Source organism: Variovorax sp. YR752 (assembly GCF_943372545.1).
This window is the reverse complement of the sequence record NZ_CALRZC010000009.1, coordinates 43,658-62,492: the sequence shown is the minus strand read 5'-3', so window position 1 is coordinate 62,492 and position 18,835 is coordinate 43,658. Positions and strand designations below refer to the sequence as shown.

Sequence of the window (18,835 nt, the reverse complement as noted above, 5' to 3'; positions counted from 1 at the left end):
CCCTCACGGACGGATGGCCCAGAACTCCATGGCGAGCCCCGGAAAGTCGCCGGCCAGGTGCATGGCGACGCCGCCCGATTTCTCGAGCTGGCGCCACATGTCGCCGCCCTTGTCGAGTTCGAAGTAGTGGTAGCCCGCGTGGTACGGGATCTGTCGCGGCGCCACCGGCAGCGAGCGCACGACCACGCCGGGCAGCTGCAGCTGCACGAGGTCGCGGATGCGCTCGACCGAGCCGATCTTGACCTGCGTCGGAAAGCGCTGCTGCACGGCATCGGCCGGCAGATCGGCATGCACCGCGAGCACGAAGGCCGCGTTGCGCACCAGCACCGGGTCGGGCATGCGGCCCACGCGCACGCCGTGGCTGCGCTCTTCGAGTTCGATGGCGATGGCGCTCTGCTCGAGCACTGCCGACAGCGAACGCCGCAGCTCTTCCATCAACGGGCGGATGCTCTCGTTGAGGTTGTCGTGGTCGTACACGGGCCACACCACCGGACGGCGCGTGGGCGAGGTGTGCGTGGCGAGGTCGCAGGCCAGCTTGAGCCAGTCGACGAACAGCGTCTCGGGGTGCACCTGCACCGCCTGCTGCGCATGCCAGGTGAGTGCGAGGTAGCGATTGACCAGCTCCAGCAGCAGGAAGTCGGAGACCTCGCTCACGCCGCCGCGCCCCGGTTGCGACAGCCGCGAGGCCAGCGCTTCGGAACGCTGCGTGAGCAGGCCGTGCAGCTCGGCCGTCATGCTGCGCAGCATCGGGTGCGCCGAGGCATCGAGCACCGGCGGAATGTAGTTGGCATCGACCACCAGCTTGTGGTCGGTGCGCCGCTCGATCACGCGCACCGCGCCGATGGCCTGCCACTCGGCCGTGAGCGACGACGCACGCGCCAGCCGCAGGCGCGGCTTGGCCAGCTGCAGCACCGCGGGGCCGAGCGCGACCGCGTTGCCGTCGGCCACTTCGCGTTCGACCACGCCGAAGCGCGCGGCCGAGCCTTCGTCTTCCGAGAAGATCACCTCTTCGCTGCCGGGCCGGCGCAAGGGCAGCGCAAGCACGATGAGTTCGTCGGTGAGGTCGGTGGGCACGTCGAAGGGCATCGGTGCGTCTTCGAGGCCGAATGAGAACGGCGTGCCGTCGGGCAGCACGCCCGCGCCGCCGAGCAGCGACACGCGGCCGAGCGCGAAGGCATCGCGGTCGATGTCCAGATGCAGCCATCCCCAGTAGGCACCCTGCATGCCCGCGGTGCGGCGAGTGACGTACTGCTCGACATAGCGCTCCATCTGCTGGAAGTGCTGGGGCCGCAGGTACATGCCTTCGGACCACACCACGCGATTCGCCAATGCCTGAGGTTGGGCGCCCTGACCGGCCGCGCCCGCGTTGCGAACTGTCACCAAAGAACCTCCTGGAGTGCTCACACGGAGGCGGGGAATGCGCTGTACAACGGCTCCCCGCTCGATCTTCTTTCGCGTCTGATGCTACACGGCGCCTCTTGCGTTCTGCACGACTTTTCAGAGGCAGATGCGCCGCACTTTTGTATTAGCGCGCGCTGAAACTTAACGACTTGGTAGCACTTCGAGCCCGCTCTTGCGCACCGCGATGCGCACGCCCTGCTCGCTCGGAGAAAACTGCCACACCTTGTAAAGATTCGTTTGCTTGGGCTCCTTCAACGGCAGCACGATGCGCCACCGAGCCGCTTCCAGCTTGCGATAACCGGCGATCACGCCGATGGCGCGCGAGTCGAGTCCGGCCTCGCGCTTGAACACGCGTTCCTCGCCGCTGCGCAAGATGGCCTGGTCCGCGTTCACGAGTTCGGTCATGAGCGTCTCGCGGTCGCGGTCCTGCAGCGCGAAGTAGTCTGCCGTCTCAAAGTTGCCGGAAGATTTCAGTTCGAAGACCTTCACGAGAATCGGTGCCGACTGGCCGCGGCCGTCGGGATTCACGCCCTCGTCGATGCGCACGGTGATGGCGTAGGGCGTGGGCATCGACTTGGCTGTCGATGCGCATCCTGCAATGCCAGAGAGGCCTGCGAGCAACGGTGGTGTTGCCAATGCGCCTTGAATCAAGGTCCGTCGATGCATGAGATCTCCCTGAAAGCTTCGCGATCTATATTATCGAAACCATGCACGCGCACGGTGTGCATTGCGTGTTGTTGCATCACGATGCACAGCACACCCTCACTCACGCATTGCCTCTCGCGAAGTAGGAGAAAAGATTGAAGTCTTGCCTGCCTGTTCTGTCTTTTGCCTTCATGCTTGCGCTGTTGAGCGGCTGCCAGAGCACCCCGGATGCATCGCAGCAACCCGAACGCCTGAGCCAGCAAGTGGCGCGCACCACGCTCGAACGTGCGCAGCAGGCCTACGACACCGGCGACTACGCCAAGGCCATCTCTACGTTGAAAAGCGGCGGCGTGTCGGTGTTCGACGGGGCCGAGCCCGTGACGCGGCTCGCTGCATTGAAGCTCGAAGCCTTCAGCTACTGCGTGAACAACCAGATCGCGGAATGCCGCACGCAATTCCGCAAGCTCCTCGATGTGTTCCCGAGCTTCGACCTGAACGTCGCGGAACGCACCCACCCCGTGTGGGGCCCTGCGTTCGAGGCCGCGAAGAAGATGAAGCGCGGATGACACGCGGCCGGCCACGGCCGCGCATTGCTCATGCCGCGACAAACATGGAGATGCCATGCGCTGGACAGTGATTGAACACGGCGGCACGCCCGTGACCTCGGGGCCTTCGGCGTTGCTCGCAGCCCCGGGCGGCACCATCGGCCGCAGCCCCGACAACCACCTCGTGCTGCCCGACGAACAGCGGCAGATCTCGCGCCTGCAGGCCACCGTGCGCTTCGACGACGAAGGCGCCGCCGTGGTCCGCAACATGAGCGCGGTGTTGCCGATCAGCGTGAACGGACGCACGCTGCGCCACGAAGAAGAGTCGCGCGTCGCGGAAGGCGATCGCGTGACGATCGGCAGCTACGTGCTTGAAGCTGCGAATGCCCAACAGGCCAAACAGGCAGCGCCCTCCATCACCGAGGCCCCGATCACCGAACCGCTCAGCGAACATCCGGTCGCGCCGATCACGGAGCCGCCGCCTGAGTTGCCCGTGTCCATGCCTGCAGCGCCGGCCCCTTCGCCTTCGATCAGCGCGCTGCTGCCTGCTGCATCGCCGGCGTCCGATGTCTTTGCAGACCTGTTCGGCGAAGGCGCGCTGCCCCTCGGCGATGCACTGCCCGAGACGACGGTCGCGATGCCGACCTTCGCGCCCGCGCCGGTGAATGCGCCGGCACCTGCGCCCCTGCCTGCGCCGCCGCCACCACCACCTCCGTCTTCGACTCCGTTTTCTTCCGCTGCTGCAGCGGCTCCCGCGACCACGCAGGTCTCCGCGCAGATGCCGTCGGCCGCCGACTGGGACGCCATCCTCGCGAATGCACCGCGCCGCGCCGACGATGCGGCGGCGCCGATGCCCGACCCGATGGCGCAGGAGCCCTTCGCCCTGCCCTCGCAGGCGCAGCGCAACCCCGTCGATCCGCTCGCAGAGTTGAACCCGCAGTCGACGCAGGGCCTGTCCGACCTCGCGCTCAAGCGCAGCATGGACCCGCTCTCCTTCTTCGCCGAAGACCGCGACGCGCCCTCGCCGCTGTCCGACCCGCGCCCCACAGCGCTGACGCAGGAGAACCCGCTCGACGACGTGCACCCGGCGATGGACCTGATCGCCAGGCCGCCCGCGGCATCGTCGGGCCACAGCCTCGCGAACCATGCGCGCGAGATGACGTCGCAGTTCAATCCGCCGCAGCCGGTGGCGGCCACGCCGTCGGTCGCAACGCCAGAGCCTGTGGAAGAGGTGGCGCCAGTTGAAGAGCCTGTCGTTGCCGCAGCGCCGGAGATTCCCATCGCGGTGGCGGAGCCCGTCGTCCCTGATGAAGAAGCGCCGCCGGCCTTGCCCGTCGCTGCAGTCCCTGCGCCAGCGCCCGCATCACCACGCCCGCCCTCATCCGGCGACGACCTGTTCAAGGCGTTCCTCGAAGGCGCCGGCGTGCCCGAGATCGCGGGCCAGCAGCCGCTCGATGCCGACGCGATGCGGCACCTCGGCCGGCTGATGCGCGCCTTCACCGACGGCACCATCGAGCTGCTGTCGTCGCGCGCCATGCTCAAGCGCGAGGTGCGCGCCGAGATCACCATGATCGTGGACGAAGAGAACAACCCCTTCAAGATTTTGCCCAACGGCCGCGCCGTGCTCATGCAGATGTTCGGCGCGCGCATGCCCGGCTTTCTCACGCCCGAGGCCGCCGTACACGATGCGCTGGGCGACCTGCAGTCGCACCAGCTCGGCATGGTCGCCGGCATGCGCGCCGCGCTGCTCACGCTGCTGCACCGCTTCGATCCGGGTGGGCTCGACAAGGCTACGCCGCACGACGGCGGGCTCGGCGAGAAGCTGTTGCCCGGTGGTCGCGAAGCGCGGCTGTGGCGCCAGCTGAAACAGCTGCACGCCCACACCACGGCTGCTGTCGAAGACGACTTCCAGGCCGTCTTCGGCCGCGCCTTCCAGCAGGCCTACGACCGCGAGATGGAACGCTTGAAGGAGGCGCGCCGTGCTTGAAGCCACTCACGCCTTCGCGGTGCCCATCTCGACCTCGCAGTTCTCGTGCGTGGGCGAACGCAGCGGCAACCAGGACGCCATCGGTTATCACCTGGACGAACGCAACGCCTGCTTCGTCGTGAGCGACGGCGTCGGCGGCCACGCAGGCGGCGAGCTGGCCTCGCGCATCGTGGTCGACACCGCGCTCAACACTTTTGTCGACCACCCGTCCGTCGCGGCCGAAGACATTCGCCACGCCGTGAAAGAGGCCAACGATGCCGTGCTCGCCAAGCAGCGCGAGCTGGCCGACCAGAACCGCATGAGCGCGACCATCGTCTCGCTGTTCGTCGACCGCGCCACCGGCGAAGCCTGCTGGGCCCATGTGGGCGACAGCCGCCTCTACTGGTTCCGCCGCGGCGCGCTCATGCAGCGCACCGAAGACCACAGCCTGTCGGAACGTTCAGGCGAAGCCGCCGCGGGCCACGGCGCCAACGGCGGCGAACGCCTGGTGAAGAGCAACCTGCTGTACCGCGCGCTCGGTGCGCGCGCGACGGCGGAAACGTCGGTGTCGACGCCGCAGCGGCTTGCCGACGGCGATGCGTTCCTGCTGTGCACCGACGGGCTCTGGCAGCTCATCTCGCAGCAGGTGATGGAGCGATCACTGCAGCTCGCCGACAGCGCCGAAGAGTGGCTCGCCCTGCTGCGCCGCGCGGCCGAAGCCAAGGCCGACGAGTCGCGCGACAACTACTCGGCGCTGGCGGTGTGGGTGGGGTCGCCGCAGCAGGTGACGCTGGCGGGGCCGGTCTGAACCGACGCGCCCTCAGGGCGCCAACATCAGCACCTTGTACTGGCTCGGCACGATGCGCATGCCGACGATGTTGCAACGGTTCTGCGTCGTGATGCTGGTGACCCGCGTGGCCGGCGTCCCCTTGAGAAGCACGGTGAACGCGCCTGTCACATGACGCGATTGCTGCATGAACGTCTGCGACACCACGCCGCCCAGGGCCCCGGGCTGATCCCCCAGGGTGATGGGCGTGGTCGTGGCCATGTTGTGTGCCGGCATCGCCATGAAGAGGATGTTCCAGGCATTCGGAACAGCCATCGGCCCCATGGCCATGTTCGGGTATGGAATGGGCACCGGCGTCTTGCAGACGTCGGGGAATGCCATGTCCATTCCCATGAGCTGACAGTTGGCAAACATCGGGTACCTCCTCGTTTAGCCCATGTGGATCTGAGCCGCGTCCACCTTCACCAGCTCCTGGCCGGTGACCACCGTGTGATGGCCATGAATGCGCACCGTCTCGCTGGCCTTGTAGTCCATGTGGCCCGCACGCACCTGGTCGACTTCATCCGTCAGGCGCAGCGTCTGACGCGCCATCTGCACGATGCGATCAGCCACGGTCTCGAAGACCTTGCCGACCAGCCGGACGCTGCCGGCCGCGGCCTGCACGGAGCGCGTCACCAGCCGCAGTTCACCGATGTCGCACTCGCCCTCTTCTGCCTTGAGTACGAAGCGCTTGTCCGCGCGAAGCCTGAGCTCCGAGGCACTCGCGATGGTCACCCGGCCGTCGCCGGCAGACGCGAAGGTGACGTCGCCCGCCGCCTCGATGCAGCTTGACGACGCATCGGCCTGCTCGATCACGGCGATCAGGTAGGTTCGCGCGCTGTCGGGACCGGACACCAGCACGGTATCGCCGCTGGCCGGTTTGAGCAGGCAGCTCGCCGCGCGCCGGCACACCCAGACAGCACCCTGCTCGTCGTCGACGGTGACACGTCCATCCGGCAGCAGTGCGGCGACCACCCCCTGGAAGTGAACCGGCGCCGTCAGCTTCGAGGCTTTGTGCAGTGAAACGACTGACATGGAGGTCTCCTTGTTTCGATGGGTGAACAGTGGAACGGACAGGCCTGACGGCATCAACGCGGCGGATGGATCTCTTGAGCCTTGAACAGCTCCGCATCGTTTTCGATGATGCCGCCGCCTCCCGAGAAACGCGCCTCTGCGCGCGCGGCCCGATGAAAGCGAGTGCGCAGAAAACGTGCATTGCGCAGATCCGCGTTCTGAAGTTCGGCATAGGAAAAATCAGCATCGTGCAGGTCCGCGTCGCGAAAGCTGGCACCCGTCGCGTGCGCGCGATGGAACACACTCAGCGGCAGGCGCGAGCGGCTGAAATCGGCACCTTCGAGTTGAGCGTCGGCCCAGATCGACTGATCGAAGATGGCATCGCTGCAATTCGCTTCACGCAGATCGGCTTCCGGGAACATCGTCTGTGCGGCATCCACTGCGCTGAAGTTCGCCTGGGTCAGCGTGGCGCCCTTGAAGTTGCTCTGGGTCAGCACGGCGCCGCTGAAATCGACCCCTGCCATCGCGCTGTCGGTGAACTGGCAGCGCAGGAAGGCGGTGTGCGCCAAGCGCTGGCCTTCGAGATTGCACTCCATCAGGATCGAACCGTCGCATTGGGCCTGGGCGAACTCGACCGTGCGCAGGTCCATGCGATAGAACATCAGGTGCAGCAGCTTCGCCCCACGGCAATCGAGCTGGTCGACCCGTGATTCGGTGACGACGATCTGATCGCAAATGCTGGGCCTCAACACCGCATGCCCGAGCTCGCATCTGACAAAAGCCACGCGCTCCATTTGCGCCTTCCCGAAATCCGCGTGAGCCAGCGAAGATTCGAAGAAGTTGGTGTCCAGCATGAACGCGCGGCCGAGTTGCGCGGCCTCCAACCGGCACCGAAACACGCGCACGTCTTTCAAGCTGGCCGCCGACAGGTCGGCTTGATCGAAGTTGCATTGCGCCAGCGAACTGTCGTCGAGGCTGGCGCCACGCAGATTCGTCCGGCTCAGGTCGACGTGCTCCATCTGTGCCCCCGACAAGTCGACGCCGCTGAGGTCCTGACCCGCGAGACTCGCTCTGACCACCGGTTCGCCATGCCGAATCTTGTCCAGAAGTTCTTCGACTGTCATCGAACGGGCTCAGTCCTTCGTGCGGGCAAGGTCTTGGCGCCTTGGGTGTAGGCGCCGATGAAGGTGGTCGAGCCGTCGATGGCGGCCTGCGACACGTCGGCGCGAAACAAATTGGCGTCCTGCAGGCTGGCAAAGCGCAGGTCGGCCTTGGAAAGATTGGCGTCGATGAGGTTGGCCCCGCGCAACGAGGCTTCGCGCAAGTCCGCGCGAATGAACAGGCTCTCGCCGGCATGCAATCCCTCCAGCCGCGCGCGCCGCAGGTCGCACTCGGAGAAGTCGCAGCCGTCAAGGCGTGCCTTCGCGAGGTCAGCGCCAACCAGTAGGGCGCCGCGCAGGCCGCACTGCTTGAGCGAAGCGGCGCAGAACACGGCCTGCACCAGGCTGCAGCCATGAACGAAGGAACAGGTGACGAGGCTGGCCTCGGTGAAGTCGACCCCCTCCTGCGCATCGAGGGTGACGAAAGCACAGGCGTTCAGCGCGGCGCGTACGAAGGATGTCCCCTTGAAGCTGCACTCGATCCAGCTCACCTGCTTGAACGCGGCGTTGTCGAACGCCATGTCTTCCAGTGCCAGCTTGACCATCGCCATCTGCTCCCAGTGCGAGCCGCGCGCATCGCAGCGCACCCATTCGCTTTCGAACAGATCGGCTTGGTTGAACGCGGCCTTCGCCAGCACGCAGGAACGAAAAATGGTCTTGTTGCAACGCGTCTGCACGAAGCTCGCACCCGTGAAGTTCGCGCCTTCGCATTGCGCGCCACCCAGATTGGCCTCGTCCAGCCGCGCATCGGTGAGCGAAGCCCGGACAAGCCGCGTCCGCGCAAGCACCGCGCGCGTGAAGTTGCAGCCATCGAGCCGCGCGTCGCTGAAGTCGACGTCTTCGAGGTTCGCTTCCGTGAAGTCGGCACCACGCAGATCCAGGCCCGAGAGGTTGGCGCCGACGAAGCTCATGCCTGCGAAACGACGCTCACCGCTGGCTGCGGCCTCCAGACGCCGACGCAGCCGCCTGGAGCGCAGGCTGCTGGCCGGCGGCGCCGGCTCGAGCAGGTGTGCGCCGTGGAGGTGTCCCATGCGTGCGCTGTGCCCTGCCTGCTCGCGCAGCCGCGCGCTTTCGGCGGCCTCGTCGGGTGTGAGGGGTGTTTGGCGCTCGCGCGCCGCGTCTTCCTCGAGGCGCGCGAGGTCACGCAGCAGGTGGTCCGGGTCGAATCGGCGCTGCACAGGCTTGCCGGTCCGCGCCGTGACCTCGGTCATGGCCTTGTCGATGCTCGCCTGGATCTCGCCGGACAGCTTGCGCGGGTCCATCTGCGACAGCGGCGGGATATCGATATCGGGTTGGATGGCAGCGGGCATCCCGTGTGCGACGGCCTTTGCGCGGTCCTCGGCGGCGCGGGCAAGGGCCGCCTTGCGCATCTGCTCGAGGGCTTGATCGGCCTTCTCGGCGAAGTCGGGCAGATCGTCCATGGAGGCAGGCGGCTGCAAATCCGGTTCGGACAGGGGCGGCAGATGCTGCTCGGGATCCAGGCCCTGCGCCAGCAGTCGGGCGCGCAAGCGTTCGTGCTCGCGCTGCCGGCCTGCGCGCAGGTTGCGCACCTGCGGAAGCGAAGCGATATCGGGCATCTGGTCACCTGCCCATGGCCCCATGACAGCCTTGGGGACCAGGTCGCTGTCACGCAGGACCAGCACCGCCTTGGCTGGATCGATGCGCTGCTGCAGCACCTGCTGGTAGTGGGCGAGCGGCCGCGGCTGATCGCGCAACTCGAGCGCGGGCATGATGTGCTTGACGTCGGCCGCGTCATCCTCGGCGATGGGCGATGCACCGTGCCAGACCAGGATGACGCGCTCGGCGTGCGGAAAAAACCAGGCCGTGCTCAGGCGCAGCGAAATTTCCGACAGCGCGCCACCGTCTTTCTGAAAGCTGGCGAAGCAGCGCGCCTGCCAATCGGGCAGCTGGCCGCGCATCACCGGCTGCCGAGGGTGCATGTTCCACAGTTCGTAGGCGGCGCCCGGCGGCAGTTCGCGCTGGCCGGGCAGGCGCTGGTCGGCAGGTGCGGCATTGAAGTAGCGCCAGTCCATGTCCTCGGCGAAACCCGGGTAGTCGTGCTGCAGCCACTGCTGGTCGTAGGCGCGCCCCATCAGCGCAAGCCGCTGCGGCCGATCGGGTGGTACGGCACCGAAACCCGCAGGCACGATGCGCCGCCCGGGTGCGTCCTGACGCGCGCCGGGCAACTCGACATGGGGAAGCCGGCGCGTATGTACGCCGTTGATCGTTTCATCGAAGCTGCCGATGCCTTCCGGGTTGTCGGGCTCGCCCGGGCCGCCATAGGCATGTGCCCAATCCAGCCTCAGGCGTTCGAAAGGCTGGGCAGGCGTCGCGCGGCCGTCAAGCCAGTAGCGATCACCACTCACCAGCACTGACTTGGCTTGACCCTGGAAGACGGCCTGGGCCGCGCACAGTGTCTTGTCGTCCTGATGCGCCGTGTACGCATAGCCGCTGACCAGCCACTCCGGCTCGATCTTGGGCACGCCCAGGTCCAGCACGTTGCCGGGCCCGATTTCGTCGGCCGCCAGCTTCCAGAGATCCTGGTCGGGCATCAACAAGGGCTCGGGCGCCAGGCTGGCCATCGCGAAGACCGAGACGCCCAACAGGTCTTGCCGCTGCCGTCGGAAGGGCCGCGTGAGGATGCTCAGGCGAAAAGGCTTGATGGTCTTCATGGGGGCAGCGCGCCTGCTTCAGCGCATCGGCTGGTCGATGGCGATCTCGCGCGAGACCGGGTCGAAGCGCAGCTTCACGGAGCGCCCCGGTGCGAAGTCGGCGAGCTTCACCGGGCTGATCGGGGCGACCAGTTCCGTCTCGTAGGCAGGCAATCCGCCCTCAGGCTGTACCAGCAGCTTGAGCCGCACGAGGATATAGATGCGCTCGACCCGCATGGCCGTGTCATAGCTCTCGAGCACCCTCGCTGCGGCCGGCTGGCCCGTACGAAGCACTCGTTCGGCGAGATCCGCACCCATCACGTGGCGGTTGACCACATGCTGCAGATGCGTCACGCGCAAGACATAGCGCTTGGCCAGCGTGGTCAGCACGAACGGCAGCAGCACGACGACCGCGAGGGGGACAATCAGATACCAGTACTCAGTGAACCACATAGCGAAAAGATCCAACACGCGCCCCAAGCTCAGAGATAGACGGTGATGCCTCTGGGGTTCACCCTGACTTGGGAGTAGTCGACTTTTGACGCAGGGTTGTCCGTCGTGAAAAGCGTCCGGGTGGCGGTATAGAGGCCGATCGCACCGCTGGCGGAAAACATGTCGAACTTGTTGATGGCGCCCGTGATCGAGTAGGCGTTGAAACCCACGTTCTGGGCGGCGACGCTGATCACCCGCCCATTCAGGAATACGGCAGCGCCATTGATGCTCACGTTGATCCCGGTGATCCCCATGTTGAAGCCCTTGAAGGCGATGCCCCAGTCCGTGAAGGTCACCTTCTTGGCCGACTTGTCCTCCACATGAGGTGCATCCAGGATGATCTTGGTCGGTGACTTGATCGTGATGTCGTCCGCGGTGCTTTCCAGGTGCATCGCGCCATCCGTCGTCGTTGTCAACGACGTGTCCGCGTGCACCTTTTGCGCTCCCTTGACGAGATAGTCCTCGTCGCCCTTGACCGTCACCTTCTTGCCCTTGGTTTCTTCGGTGTACAGACCGAGCACCGTGGTGTTCTGCGGGCCATCGATGTCTTCCTTGAGCGACGTACCGATGATTCGCTCTTCACCGCCGTCTACCGTGTCCGTGCGCTTGCCGGTGACGTGGATGGTCTGATTCCCGATGACATCGATCTGCTGGTTGCCACCATCCACCTTGATGAACTGGTCGCCGCCGTTGACGGTGATCTTCTGCGGCCCGCCCTTGTTGACCGTCAGCGTGTGCGGCCCGTTGACCGTCACATCGAGCGAGGTATTGGTCGTGTAGGTGTCCGAGCCTTCGATCACCGTCACGCGCGTGCCGTCCACGGTGTGTGTTTCGTTGTTCTCGACGTTGAGGCTGTAATCCTTCTGCGCGTGCATCTTGATCGACTCGTTGCTGGGGTCGTCGTCGATCATGAAGTGATTGGCCAGCTCCCCGTCGCCCTTGATGGTGCGGCTGATGAACCCACTGACCGTCGCCTTGGCCGGCAGCTCCAGCGGCGGCATCTGGTCGGCGTTGTAGACGCGGCCGATGATGATCGGGCGGTCGGGACAACCGGCGATGAAATCGACGATGACCTCCTGCCCCACGCGCGGATGGTTCACGGCGCCGAAGTTGGAGCCCGCCCACGCGCTGGACACGCGCACCCAGCACGAGCTGTCTTCGTTGCGCTGGCCGTAGCGGTCCCAGCGGAACTGCACTTTCACGCGGCCGTACTTGTCGATCCAGATGTCTTCGCCGGCCGGCCCGACCACGGTGGCGGTCTGCGGGCCCTGCGTGCTCGGCACGCGCGTGATGCGCCTTGCGCGGAACGGGAACGAGGTGGGCTGCACGCCGAAATGAAAGCTGTACTCGCCCTGCATGCCACCGCTGGCGTAGCCGCCTTCGCGCAGGCTGTACATCACCGAGACGACGAGGTACTCGCGGTTGTCCTCGTTGCGCGGTGCGTTCTGCATGGTGAAGCGGTAGCCGGGCGCCATGCCGCGCACGTTGGTGTGGCCGGTGTCGACCTCGGCCTGGGCCTGCGCCTCTTCGAGGCGGATGCGCGCGTAGTGCTCGCCCTGCCCCGCATCGCTGTAGCCGCCCATCCACTCGTACATCTCGTAGCGGCCGTGGTCGTTGCCGCGCGGCTGGCTGCGCGTGTTGAGCAGGTCGGCCTTGGGCTTCTTGAAGTCGAAGTCGTCGACCACGTAGGTGCCGGGGCGGATCTCTTCGGTGACTTCCCACTGGTCGATCACTTCGCGGCCGGGGTCGGTCGCACGGTCGCTCGCGAGGTAGCCGATCTTCGGGTAGCCGGGCAGCGTCTCGTGGGCGCTCATGTCGTCGGCCAGCACCAGCGTGTGCTGGTTCTTGTCGTGCTTGAAGTAGTAGTAGATTCCCTCGTGTTCCATGAGGCGGCTCACGAAGGCGAAGTCGGTCTCCTGGTACTGCACGCAGTACTCCCACTGGCGGTACGAGGCGCTGAGCTTCTTCTCGAAGGCGAAGCCGTACTCGCCCAGCACGTCTTCGAGAATTTCGACCACCGACTTGTTCTGGAAGATCTTGCAGTCGCTGGTGCGCGTGAGGTACCAGAGCCAGGGCCGCACCGAGGCGCGGTACACGGTGTAGCGCGAGGAGCCGCCCTCGCGGCCGATCATCGTAAAGCGCGTGATCTGGCCGTTGAGGTAGCGCGGCGTGCCGCTCAGCGTCTGTATTTCCAGCCCGAGCGGCTTGCCGAGCAGGCCCTTCATGTCGACCGAGGTGTTCGGGCTCAGCAGATCGACCTCGAACTCGAACAGCTGCGACAGCCCTTCGCTGCCGTGCATCGAGCGGAACAGCAGCTGTTCTTCTGCGAGCGGGGTGTGGGCTTTGACGACTCTGTCCATGCGGCTCTCCCTGGTGTCTACGCGGGGCGTTCTGAAAACTCGTACTGGAAGTCGTCGCCTGCTGCACCCAGCTGAACGCCGGCGAGCTTGCGCGCACTGACGGTGGCGCCGATGACTTCTTCGCTCAGTCGGGGCAGGATGGTGTGCGTGAGGATCGCGTCGATCATCCGGCCACCCGACTCTATGGCCGTGCAGCGGCGTGCGACAAGCGCGACGGCGCTGTCGTTGTAAGCCAATGCAATGCCGTGGTTGGCCTGCAGGCGCGCCGCGATGCGGTCCAGCTGCAGGCGAATGATCCGGTGCAGCGCATCGGCCTGCAGCGGGTAGTAAGGCACGACCACGAGCCGCCCGAGCAGCGCGGGCGCAAACACCTTGAGCAGCGGCTCGCGCAACGCGGCGGCCAACGGCTCGGGGTCGGGGCGCAACGTCGGGTCTTCGCACAGCTGCATGACGAGGTCGGTGCCGACGTTCGACGTCATGATGATCACGGTGTTGCGGAAGTCGATGTGCCGACCTTCGCCGTCTTCCATCCAGCCCTTGTCGAAGACCTGGAAGAAGATCTCGTGCACGTCGGGGTGCGCCTTCTCGATCTCGTCGAGCAGCACGACGCTGTAGGGCCGGCGGCGCACGGCCTCGGTGAGCACGCCGCCTTCGCCGTAGCCCACGTAGCCGGGCGGTGCGCCCTTGAGCGTGGAGACGGTGTGCGACTCCTGGAACTCGCTCATGTTGATGGTGACGAGGTTCTGCTCGCCGCCGTACAGCGCCTCCGACAGCGCGAGCGCGGTCTCGGTCTTGCCGACGCCCGAGGGGCCGCAGAGCAGGAACACGCCGACGGGCTTGTTGGGGTTGTCCAGCCGCGCACGCGCGGTGCGGATGCGCCGCGAGATGGTCTCCAGCGCATCGGGCTGCGCGACCACGCGGGCCGACAGAATGTCGCCGAGCCGCAGCACCGACTGCGCATCGTCGCGCACCATGCGGCCGATGGGAATGCCGGTCCAGTCAGCCACCACGGTGGCGACGGCCTGTGCATCGACGGCCGCGAGGATGAGCGGTGTCTCGCCTTGCAGCTGCACGAGCTGGTCTTGTGCCTCGTTGAGTTCGGCGCGGATTTCCTCGGGTATCCGCTCGGGCTCGGCGGGCGCTTCTTCGTGGTTGTCTTCCACTTCCGCCTGCACCGGCACCGCCGCAGGCGACAGCAGCTTGCGCAGCGCGACGATGCGCTCGACCAGCGCGGCCTCTTCCACGCGCCGCTGCTCCAGCAGCGCGAGTTCGGCCTGCGCCGCCGCCACTTGCGCGGCGATGTCTTCGACGCGCTGGTGCTCGCCGACGCCGATCGCCGCCTCACGCCCCGCGATGCCGGACTCGATGCCCAGCACCTCGATGCGCCGCTTCAAATCTTCGAGTGCCGCCGGCAGCGCATGCTGGCTCAGCGCCACGCGCGCACACGCCGTGTCGAGCAGGCTCACGGCCTTGTCGGGCAACTGGCGCGCGGGAATGTAGCGGTGCGACAGGCTCACGGCCGCTTCGAGCGCGGCATCGAGGATGAGCACGCCGTGGTGTTTTTCCAGCTCGGCCGAGATGCCGCGCAGCATGACCACGGCCTTGGGCTCGGTGGGCTCGTGCACCTGGATGGTCTGGAAGCGCCGCGTGAGCGCCGGGTCTTTCTCGATGTACTTCTTGTACTCCGACCACGTCGTCGCGCCGATGGTGCGCAGCCGCCCGCGCGCAAGCGCAGGCTTGAGCAAATTGGCCGCATCGCCGGTGCCGGCCGTGCCGCCCGCGCCGACCAGCGTGTGCACTTCGTCGACGAACAGCACGATGGGCTTGGGGCTTTTCTCGACCTCGTCGATCACCTGGCGCAGCCGCTGCTCGAACTCGCCCTTCACGCCCGCGCCGGCCTGCAGCAGCGTGGGGTCGAGCACCCACAGCGACACGTCCTTCAGCGAAGGCGGCACGTCGCCTGCGGCCAGGCGCGAGGCCAGGCCTTCGACCACCGCCGTCTTGCCGACACCGGCCTCGCCGGTGAGCAGCGGGTTGTTCTGGCGGCGGCGCATGAGGATGTCGACGATCTGGCGGATCTCGTCGTCGCGGCCGTACACGGGGTCGAGCTCGCCCGCGCGCGCCTTGGCCGTGAGGTCGCTCGCGTACTTGGCGAGCGCCGAGCCGCCGGCGGCGGGCGCATCGCCCTGGTGCTGCGCAACGGGTGCGCCTGTGCCCGCATCCGACGCGGCGTCGTAGTCGTCTTCCGGCGAACCTTCGGTCCACGCCGCGAGCTGCGCGACCAGCACATCGGGCACGAGCTTGTCGAACTCGCGCGAGATGCCCGAGAGCACCTGGCGCAGGCCCGGCGTCTTGACGATGCCGGCAAGCAGGTAGGCACCGCGGATCGAGGTGGCCTCGAAGCGCAGGCTCGCGTACACCCACGCGCGCTCGACGGCGTGGTCGACGTGCTCGGAGATGTCGCTGATCGACGTGGCACCGTGCGGCAGGCGGTCGAGGGCGCGCACGAGGTCCTGCTCGACCGCATCGAGATTGAGCCCGGCGCGCTTCACGATGCGCAGCAGGTCGCTGTCCTGCAGCTGCAGGATCTGGTGCAGCCAGTGCACGAGTTCGACGTAGGCATTGCCGCGCAGCTTGGCGAACGCAGTGGCGGTCTCCAATGCCTTGTAGAGCATCGGATTCAGTTTCGAAAAGAGAGAGACGCGGCGGATGTCGGTCATGAAGGTGCCGGTGCGTTGCGGGAAAAGAGCGCCTCGGGCTGGAACACCATGTCGCCGGCGTCGGTGTCGGACAGGCGCGTGCCGAGCCAGCTGCCCCAGCCCAGGCGCTGGTCGCTGCTCAGCCGCATGCCGCGCGCCTCGGGCTTGCTGAGCACCAGCCGCAGCTCCCAGGCGAATTCGATGCCGACGTACTGGCGCACCCAGTCGACCACCTGCTGCAGCCGCGGACTGCCCGGCAGGAACTCGCGGAACTGCTGTTGCGACAGCGGGCCGAGTTCGAGGCGGAACTTGCTCTGCGCATCGCGCACCGCCAGCCCGATGGTGGCGCCGCTGCCGAGCCGGTGGTTGCGCCCGAGCAGGCCGATGCGGCTGACCTGGCGCTCGTCGATGCGCACCCAGTCGCCCACGAACTCGACCACGCGCACGGGCACGTCGAAGTACAGGCGCAGGATCTGGATGAGGCCTTCGGGGTTGCGCGTCTGGCGCACCAGGTGCCCGGCCATGTGGGTGCGCGCGTGGTCGGCAATGCGGTCGCGCGCCTTCAGGCCGGGCTGCCCCATGTTCATGAGGCTGGCCACGTAGTCGACGAAGCGATGGCCGTCGGGGCGGTCCAGGCTGTTGACCGATTGCGCGTCGGCCCAGGCGCGGTAGAACAGCAGGATCAGCCGGTGATGGAACAGGTCGGCGAACGCGCTCAGGGTGTTGTCGGCATGGTGGCGCTTGCGCTCGCGTGCGTACTCGGTCAGGTGCAGTGGCAGCGGGCCGTTGGGACCGAACAGGCCGAAGCCGTAGATTGAGATGCGCGGCGCGCCGTCGTGGTCGACCTCGACGCCCGACACGTTCGACGGCGCAAAGGCCATCGAAGGCTCCTGCCCCAGCCGCAGCGGCTCGTCGAGCGGGCGCGGCGCGCGGCCCAGCAGCGGATGGTCGCCTTGCGCATCGAGCCGGCGCAGCAGCATGAACAGGTCGTGCTCGAAGGGCTGCTCGACGAGCTGGGCCCACAGCACGGGGTCGGCTTCGGGCACGCCGCGGCGCGGCGTGGTCTTCGCCTTCGCTTTCGTGCGGGCCCGCGCTTCACCAGTCGCCTCGTCGCGCACCTCGGCCTCTGCCGGCAGCACGCGCGGCATCGTGTCGTCGGTGAGGCCGGTCGTGCTCATACGGCGGGGCGGCGTCCCACGCGCGGGGTCCAGCGTGCGATCTCGCCGCGCTGCAAACTCGACAACGCGAACTCGGTGAACGCATTGAGCGACACATGCCGGCTGAAGAACTGCTCCAGCACGGCACCGAACAGGTACGGGCTCGCGCCCGAGAACGCAACCTCGTCGATCTGCAGCGCAATCTCCACGCCACGCCCGAACACGATCGGGCCCGGCTCGGGCAGGCGGCGGAACACCGGCCCCAGCGCCATCGAGCGCACGCCCTGGATCTGCCGGCGCACGGCCGGGTCGGCCAAGTTGCCGTACAGGTCGAGCATCTCGCGCAGCGCGGCGGCGCCCTGCGTGGCATCGACGTCGGTCAGGCTCAGGTAGTTGAGGCCCAGGTGGCTGATGAGGCGCCACGTGAGCGCACCTTCGGCCAGCGCCGGGTACGGCCGCGACGGGCCGCGCAGGATGCGCACGCCGCGCACCGGTGCCGACACGCGCAAGGTGAAGTCCGACTCCAGACCGGTGGGCAGCAGCAGCGGCAGGTCGCGGTTGGTGCACAGCGCGTCGATCGTGATGTGGCGCAGGCTGTGCGGGAACGGTGCGTCGTGCTGGTCGACCAGCGACACATACACCTCGCTGCCCGTGTAGCTGGTGCGCGTGCCCTGCGCACGCGCGCGGTCGGACACCAGGCGCGGCTCGCGGCGCAGCGAGAAGTAGGCGCCGAAGTCGCCGTCGTCGGACGCGAACGAACCGAGGAAGGGCCGGAACTCGCGCTCCTCCGAGCCGTTCGCCATGTGGCCCGTGACGCGCTCGACGGTGAATATCTCGAAGTCGCGCGGGCGTGTGCGGTCGATCACCGCGTGGTGCTCGTGCTGGCCCGGCCCGACCGGGATGCGGTCGCTGCGGCGCGGCACGAGGTTGATGATGGGCGTGCAGAACAGCGAGAAGTGCTTGGCATCGACCAGCCGCTCCAGGTCGGCGTCGGCGCGGTCGAGCAGGATCACGATCTCCATCGTGGTGCCGCCGATGGCCGAGGCCGCCGCGCGTAAATTCTTCACGCTGAAGAACAGGTAGCGCTCGGGAAAGGCGAAGTACTCGTGCAGCAGGCGGTAGCCCTGGAACGAGCGCGCGTCGTAGGGCAGCAGCGACTGCTCGGGGTCGAAGCCCTCGTGGCGGATCGCCTCGTCGCCCAGCGGCACGATGCGCGCCGTGCTGCCGGGGCCCGCGCGGCACACGGTGGCCACGCTGTGGTGAGCAACCAGTTCGAGCACGCGCAGCGCATGCAGCTCGGCGCCCGAGAGAAAGAACTCGAGCCGCTCCAGCGGCATCTCGGCAAAGCGTGCGCCGCCCACGGCTTCGAGCTTGATCGTGATGGCGCTCTTCGCCTGGCGCGCCGCCATCGGCAGCGCATGCGCGATCTCGGCCGGCACGGGGCCCAGGCTGGCGTCGGCGATCCTGATCGGCCACAGCGTGACGGCGTGGCCCGTACGGAACTCGCACGCCGTCTGCTCGCCCTTGATCATGCGACCGCGCAGCAGCGTATGGCGCGGCAGTTCGTAGCCCGCTTTCAGCGAGCCTTCGTTGAGGTTGCCGTCGATCTGCACCACGGCCATCGCGGGCAGCGGCGCGAGGAAGTTGGGGTACACCACCTCCAACAGGCGCTGCGAGAAGCGCGGAAACTCCGCGTCCATCTTGAGCTGGATGCGCGCCGTGAGAAAGCTGAAGCCTTCGAGCAGGCGCTCCACATACGGATCGCTGACCTCGATGCCGCGCATGCCCAGGCGGCCCGCGATCTTCGGGTAACGCTGCGCGAACTCGGCCCCGAGCTCGTGCATGTAGGTGAGCTCGCGGTTGTAGTAGTCGAGGAGCTTGGCGTCCACTAGCTGCGCCCCCCGCGTTGTTCCCTCTCC

14 protein-coding genes are annotated in these 18,835 nt (G+C 67.1%); 3 read left to right on the top strand and 11 right to left on the bottom strand.

Features of this window, described 5'->3' with window-relative positions; translation table 11 throughout:
- Positions 1 to 3: 3 nt before the first annotated feature.
- Together tssK and tssJ are read right to left on the bottom strand one after the other, a co-directional pair.
- A complete protein-coding gene (gene tssK, locus AAG801_RS03665) occupies positions 4 to 1,299 on the bottom strand; it encodes a type VI secretion system baseplate subunit TssK (protein WP_235926916.1) in 1,296 nt (431 codons plus the stop codon).
- Positions 1,300 to 1,542: 243 nt separating this feature from the next.
- Positions 1,543 to 2,067, bottom strand: a complete 525-nt coding sequence (gene tssJ / locus AAG801_RS03660) for a type VI secretion system lipoprotein TssJ (protein ID WP_101493510.1) — start codon at positions 2,065 to 2,067, stop codon at positions 1,543 to 1,545.
- Positions 2,068 to 2,237: 170 nt separating this feature from the next.
- On the opposite strand from tssJ, the gene AAG801_RS03655 reads away from it, so the two are divergent.
- From AAG801_RS03655 to AAG801_RS03645, 3 genes are read left to right on the top strand one after another with little or no spacing between them, the layout of a single operon-like run.
- Complete coding sequence (locus AAG801_RS03655) at positions 2,238 to 2,612, top strand: TssQ family T6SS-associated lipoprotein (protein ID WP_225616869.1); 375 nt, start codon at positions 2,238 to 2,240, stop codon at positions 2,610 to 2,612.
- Positions 2,613 to 2,667: 55 nt separating this feature from the next.
- Positions 2,668 to 4,578, top strand: coding sequence for a type VI secretion system-associated FHA domain protein TagH (gene tagH, locus AAG801_RS03650; RefSeq protein ID WP_341887197.1), 1,911 nt, complete (start codon positions 2,668 to 2,670; stop codon positions 4,576 to 4,578).
- Positions 4,571 to 5,365 (top strand): protein phosphatase 2C domain-containing protein, encoded by a 795-nt coding sequence (locus AAG801_RS03645; protein ID WP_341887196.1) that lies wholly within the window; start codon positions 4,571 to 4,573, stop codon positions 5,363 to 5,365. The genes tagH and AAG801_RS03645 overlap by 8 nt, the downstream gene beginning before the upstream one ends.
- A gap of 12 nt (positions 5,366 to 5,377) precedes the next feature.
- On the opposite strand, the gene AAG801_RS03640 is transcribed toward AAG801_RS03645, so the two are convergent.
- Genes AAG801_RS03640 through tssF form a run of 9 tightly spaced genes read right to left on the bottom strand, consistent with a single transcriptional unit; the run spans position 5,378 to position 18,805 of the window.
- The gene (locus tag AAG801_RS03640; protein ID WP_056583673.1) at positions 5,378 to 5,758 is read right to left on the bottom strand and encodes a DUF4150 domain-containing protein; all 381 of its coding nucleotides are present in this window, start codon (positions 5,756 to 5,758) and stop codon (positions 5,378 to 5,380) included.
- A gap of 15 nt (positions 5,759 to 5,773) precedes the next feature.
- Positions 5,774 to 6,418, bottom strand: coding sequence for a DUF3540 domain-containing protein (locus tag AAG801_RS03635; RefSeq protein ID WP_341887195.1), 645 nt, complete (start codon positions 6,416 to 6,418; stop codon positions 5,774 to 5,776).
- 53 nt (positions 6,419 to 6,471) lie between these two features.
- The gene (locus tag AAG801_RS03630) at positions 6,472 to 7,521 is read right to left on the bottom strand and encodes a pentapeptide repeat-containing protein (protein ID WP_341887194.1); all 1,050 of its coding nucleotides are present in this window, start codon (positions 7,519 to 7,521) and stop codon (positions 6,472 to 6,474) included.
- Complete coding sequence (locus tag AAG801_RS03625; protein ID WP_341887193.1) at positions 7,518 to 10,229, bottom strand: DUF2169 domain-containing protein; 2,712 nt, start codon at positions 10,227 to 10,229, stop codon at positions 7,518 to 7,520. The genes AAG801_RS03630 and AAG801_RS03625 overlap by 4 nt, the downstream gene beginning before the upstream one ends.
- An 18-nt stretch (positions 10,230 to 10,247) precedes the next feature.
- Positions 10,248 to 10,661, bottom strand: a complete 414-nt coding sequence (locus AAG801_RS03620) for a hypothetical protein (RefSeq protein WP_341887192.1) — start codon at positions 10,659 to 10,661, stop codon at positions 10,248 to 10,250.
- A gap of 29 nt (positions 10,662 to 10,690) precedes the next feature.
- Positions 10,691 to 13,060, bottom strand: coding sequence for a type VI secretion system tip protein TssI/VgrG (gene tssI, locus AAG801_RS03615; protein WP_341887191.1), 2,370 nt, complete (start codon positions 13,058 to 13,060; stop codon positions 10,691 to 10,693).
- 17 nt (positions 13,061 to 13,077) lie between these two features.
- A complete protein-coding gene (gene tssH, locus AAG801_RS03610; protein WP_341887190.1) occupies positions 13,078 to 15,780 on the bottom strand; it encodes a type VI secretion system ATPase TssH in 2,703 nt (900 codons plus the stop codon).
- Positions 15,777 to 16,937 (bottom strand): type VI secretion system baseplate subunit TssG, encoded by a 1,161-nt coding sequence (tssG, locus tag AAG801_RS03605; protein ID WP_341887189.1) that lies wholly within the window; start codon positions 16,935 to 16,937, stop codon positions 15,777 to 15,779. Before tssG ends, tssH begins: the two co-directional genes overlap by 4 nt.
- Positions 16,934 to 18,805 carry a type VI secretion system baseplate subunit TssF gene (tssF, locus tag AAG801_RS03600; protein ID WP_341887188.1) on the bottom strand — a complete coding sequence of 624 codons (1,872 nt, stop codon included), beginning with the start codon at positions 18,803 to 18,805 and terminating at the stop codon, positions 16,934 to 16,936. Before tssF ends, tssG begins: the two co-directional genes overlap by 4 nt.
- Positions 18,806 to 18,835 lie beyond the last annotated feature (30 nt).

Excerpts from the sequence above, each read along its gene's own strand:
- tssK (WP_235926916.1), bottom strand. The coding sequence starts at position 1,299 with ATGTACCTGCGGCCCCAGCACTTCCAGCAGATGGAGCGCTATGTCGAG.
- tssJ (WP_101493510.1), bottom strand. The coding sequence starts at position 2,067 with ATGCATCGACGGACCTTGATTCAAGGCGCATTGGCAACACCACCGTTG.
- AAG801_RS03655 (WP_225616869.1), top strand. The coding sequence starts at position 2,238 with ATGCTTGCGCTGTTGAGCGGCTGCCAGAGCACCCCGGATGCATCGCAG.
- tagH (WP_341887197.1), top strand. The coding sequence starts at position 2,668 with ATGCGCTGGACAGTGATTGAACACGGCGGCACGCCCGTGACCTCGGGG.
- AAG801_RS03640 (WP_056583673.1), bottom strand. The coding sequence starts at position 5,758 with ATGTTTGCCAACTGTCAGCTCATGGGAATGGACATGGCATTCCCCGAC.
- AAG801_RS03635 (WP_341887195.1), bottom strand. The coding sequence starts at position 6,418 with ATGTCAGTCGTTTCACTGCACAAAGCCTCGAAGCTGACGGCGCCGGTT.
- AAG801_RS03630 (WP_341887194.1), bottom strand. The coding sequence starts at position 7,521 with ATGACAGTCGAAGAACTTCTGGACAAGATTCGGCATGGCGAACCGGTG.
- AAG801_RS03625 (WP_341887193.1), bottom strand. The coding sequence starts at position 10,229 with ATGAAGACCATCAAGCCTTTTCGCCTGAGCATCCTCACGCGGCCCTTC.
- AAG801_RS03620 (WP_341887192.1), bottom strand. The coding sequence starts at position 10,661 with ATGTGGTTCACTGAGTACTGGTATCTGATTGTCCCCCTCGCGGTCGTC.
- tssI (WP_341887191.1), bottom strand. The coding sequence starts at position 13,060 with ATGGACAGAGTCGTCAAAGCCCACACCCCGCTCGCAGAAGAACAGCTG.
- tssH (WP_341887190.1), bottom strand. The coding sequence starts at position 15,780 with ATGACCGACATCCGCCGCGTCTCTCTCTTTTCGAAACTGAATCCGATG.
- tssG (WP_341887189.1), bottom strand. The coding sequence starts at position 16,937 with ATGAGCACGACCGGCCTCACCGACGACACGATGCCGCGCGTGCTGCCG.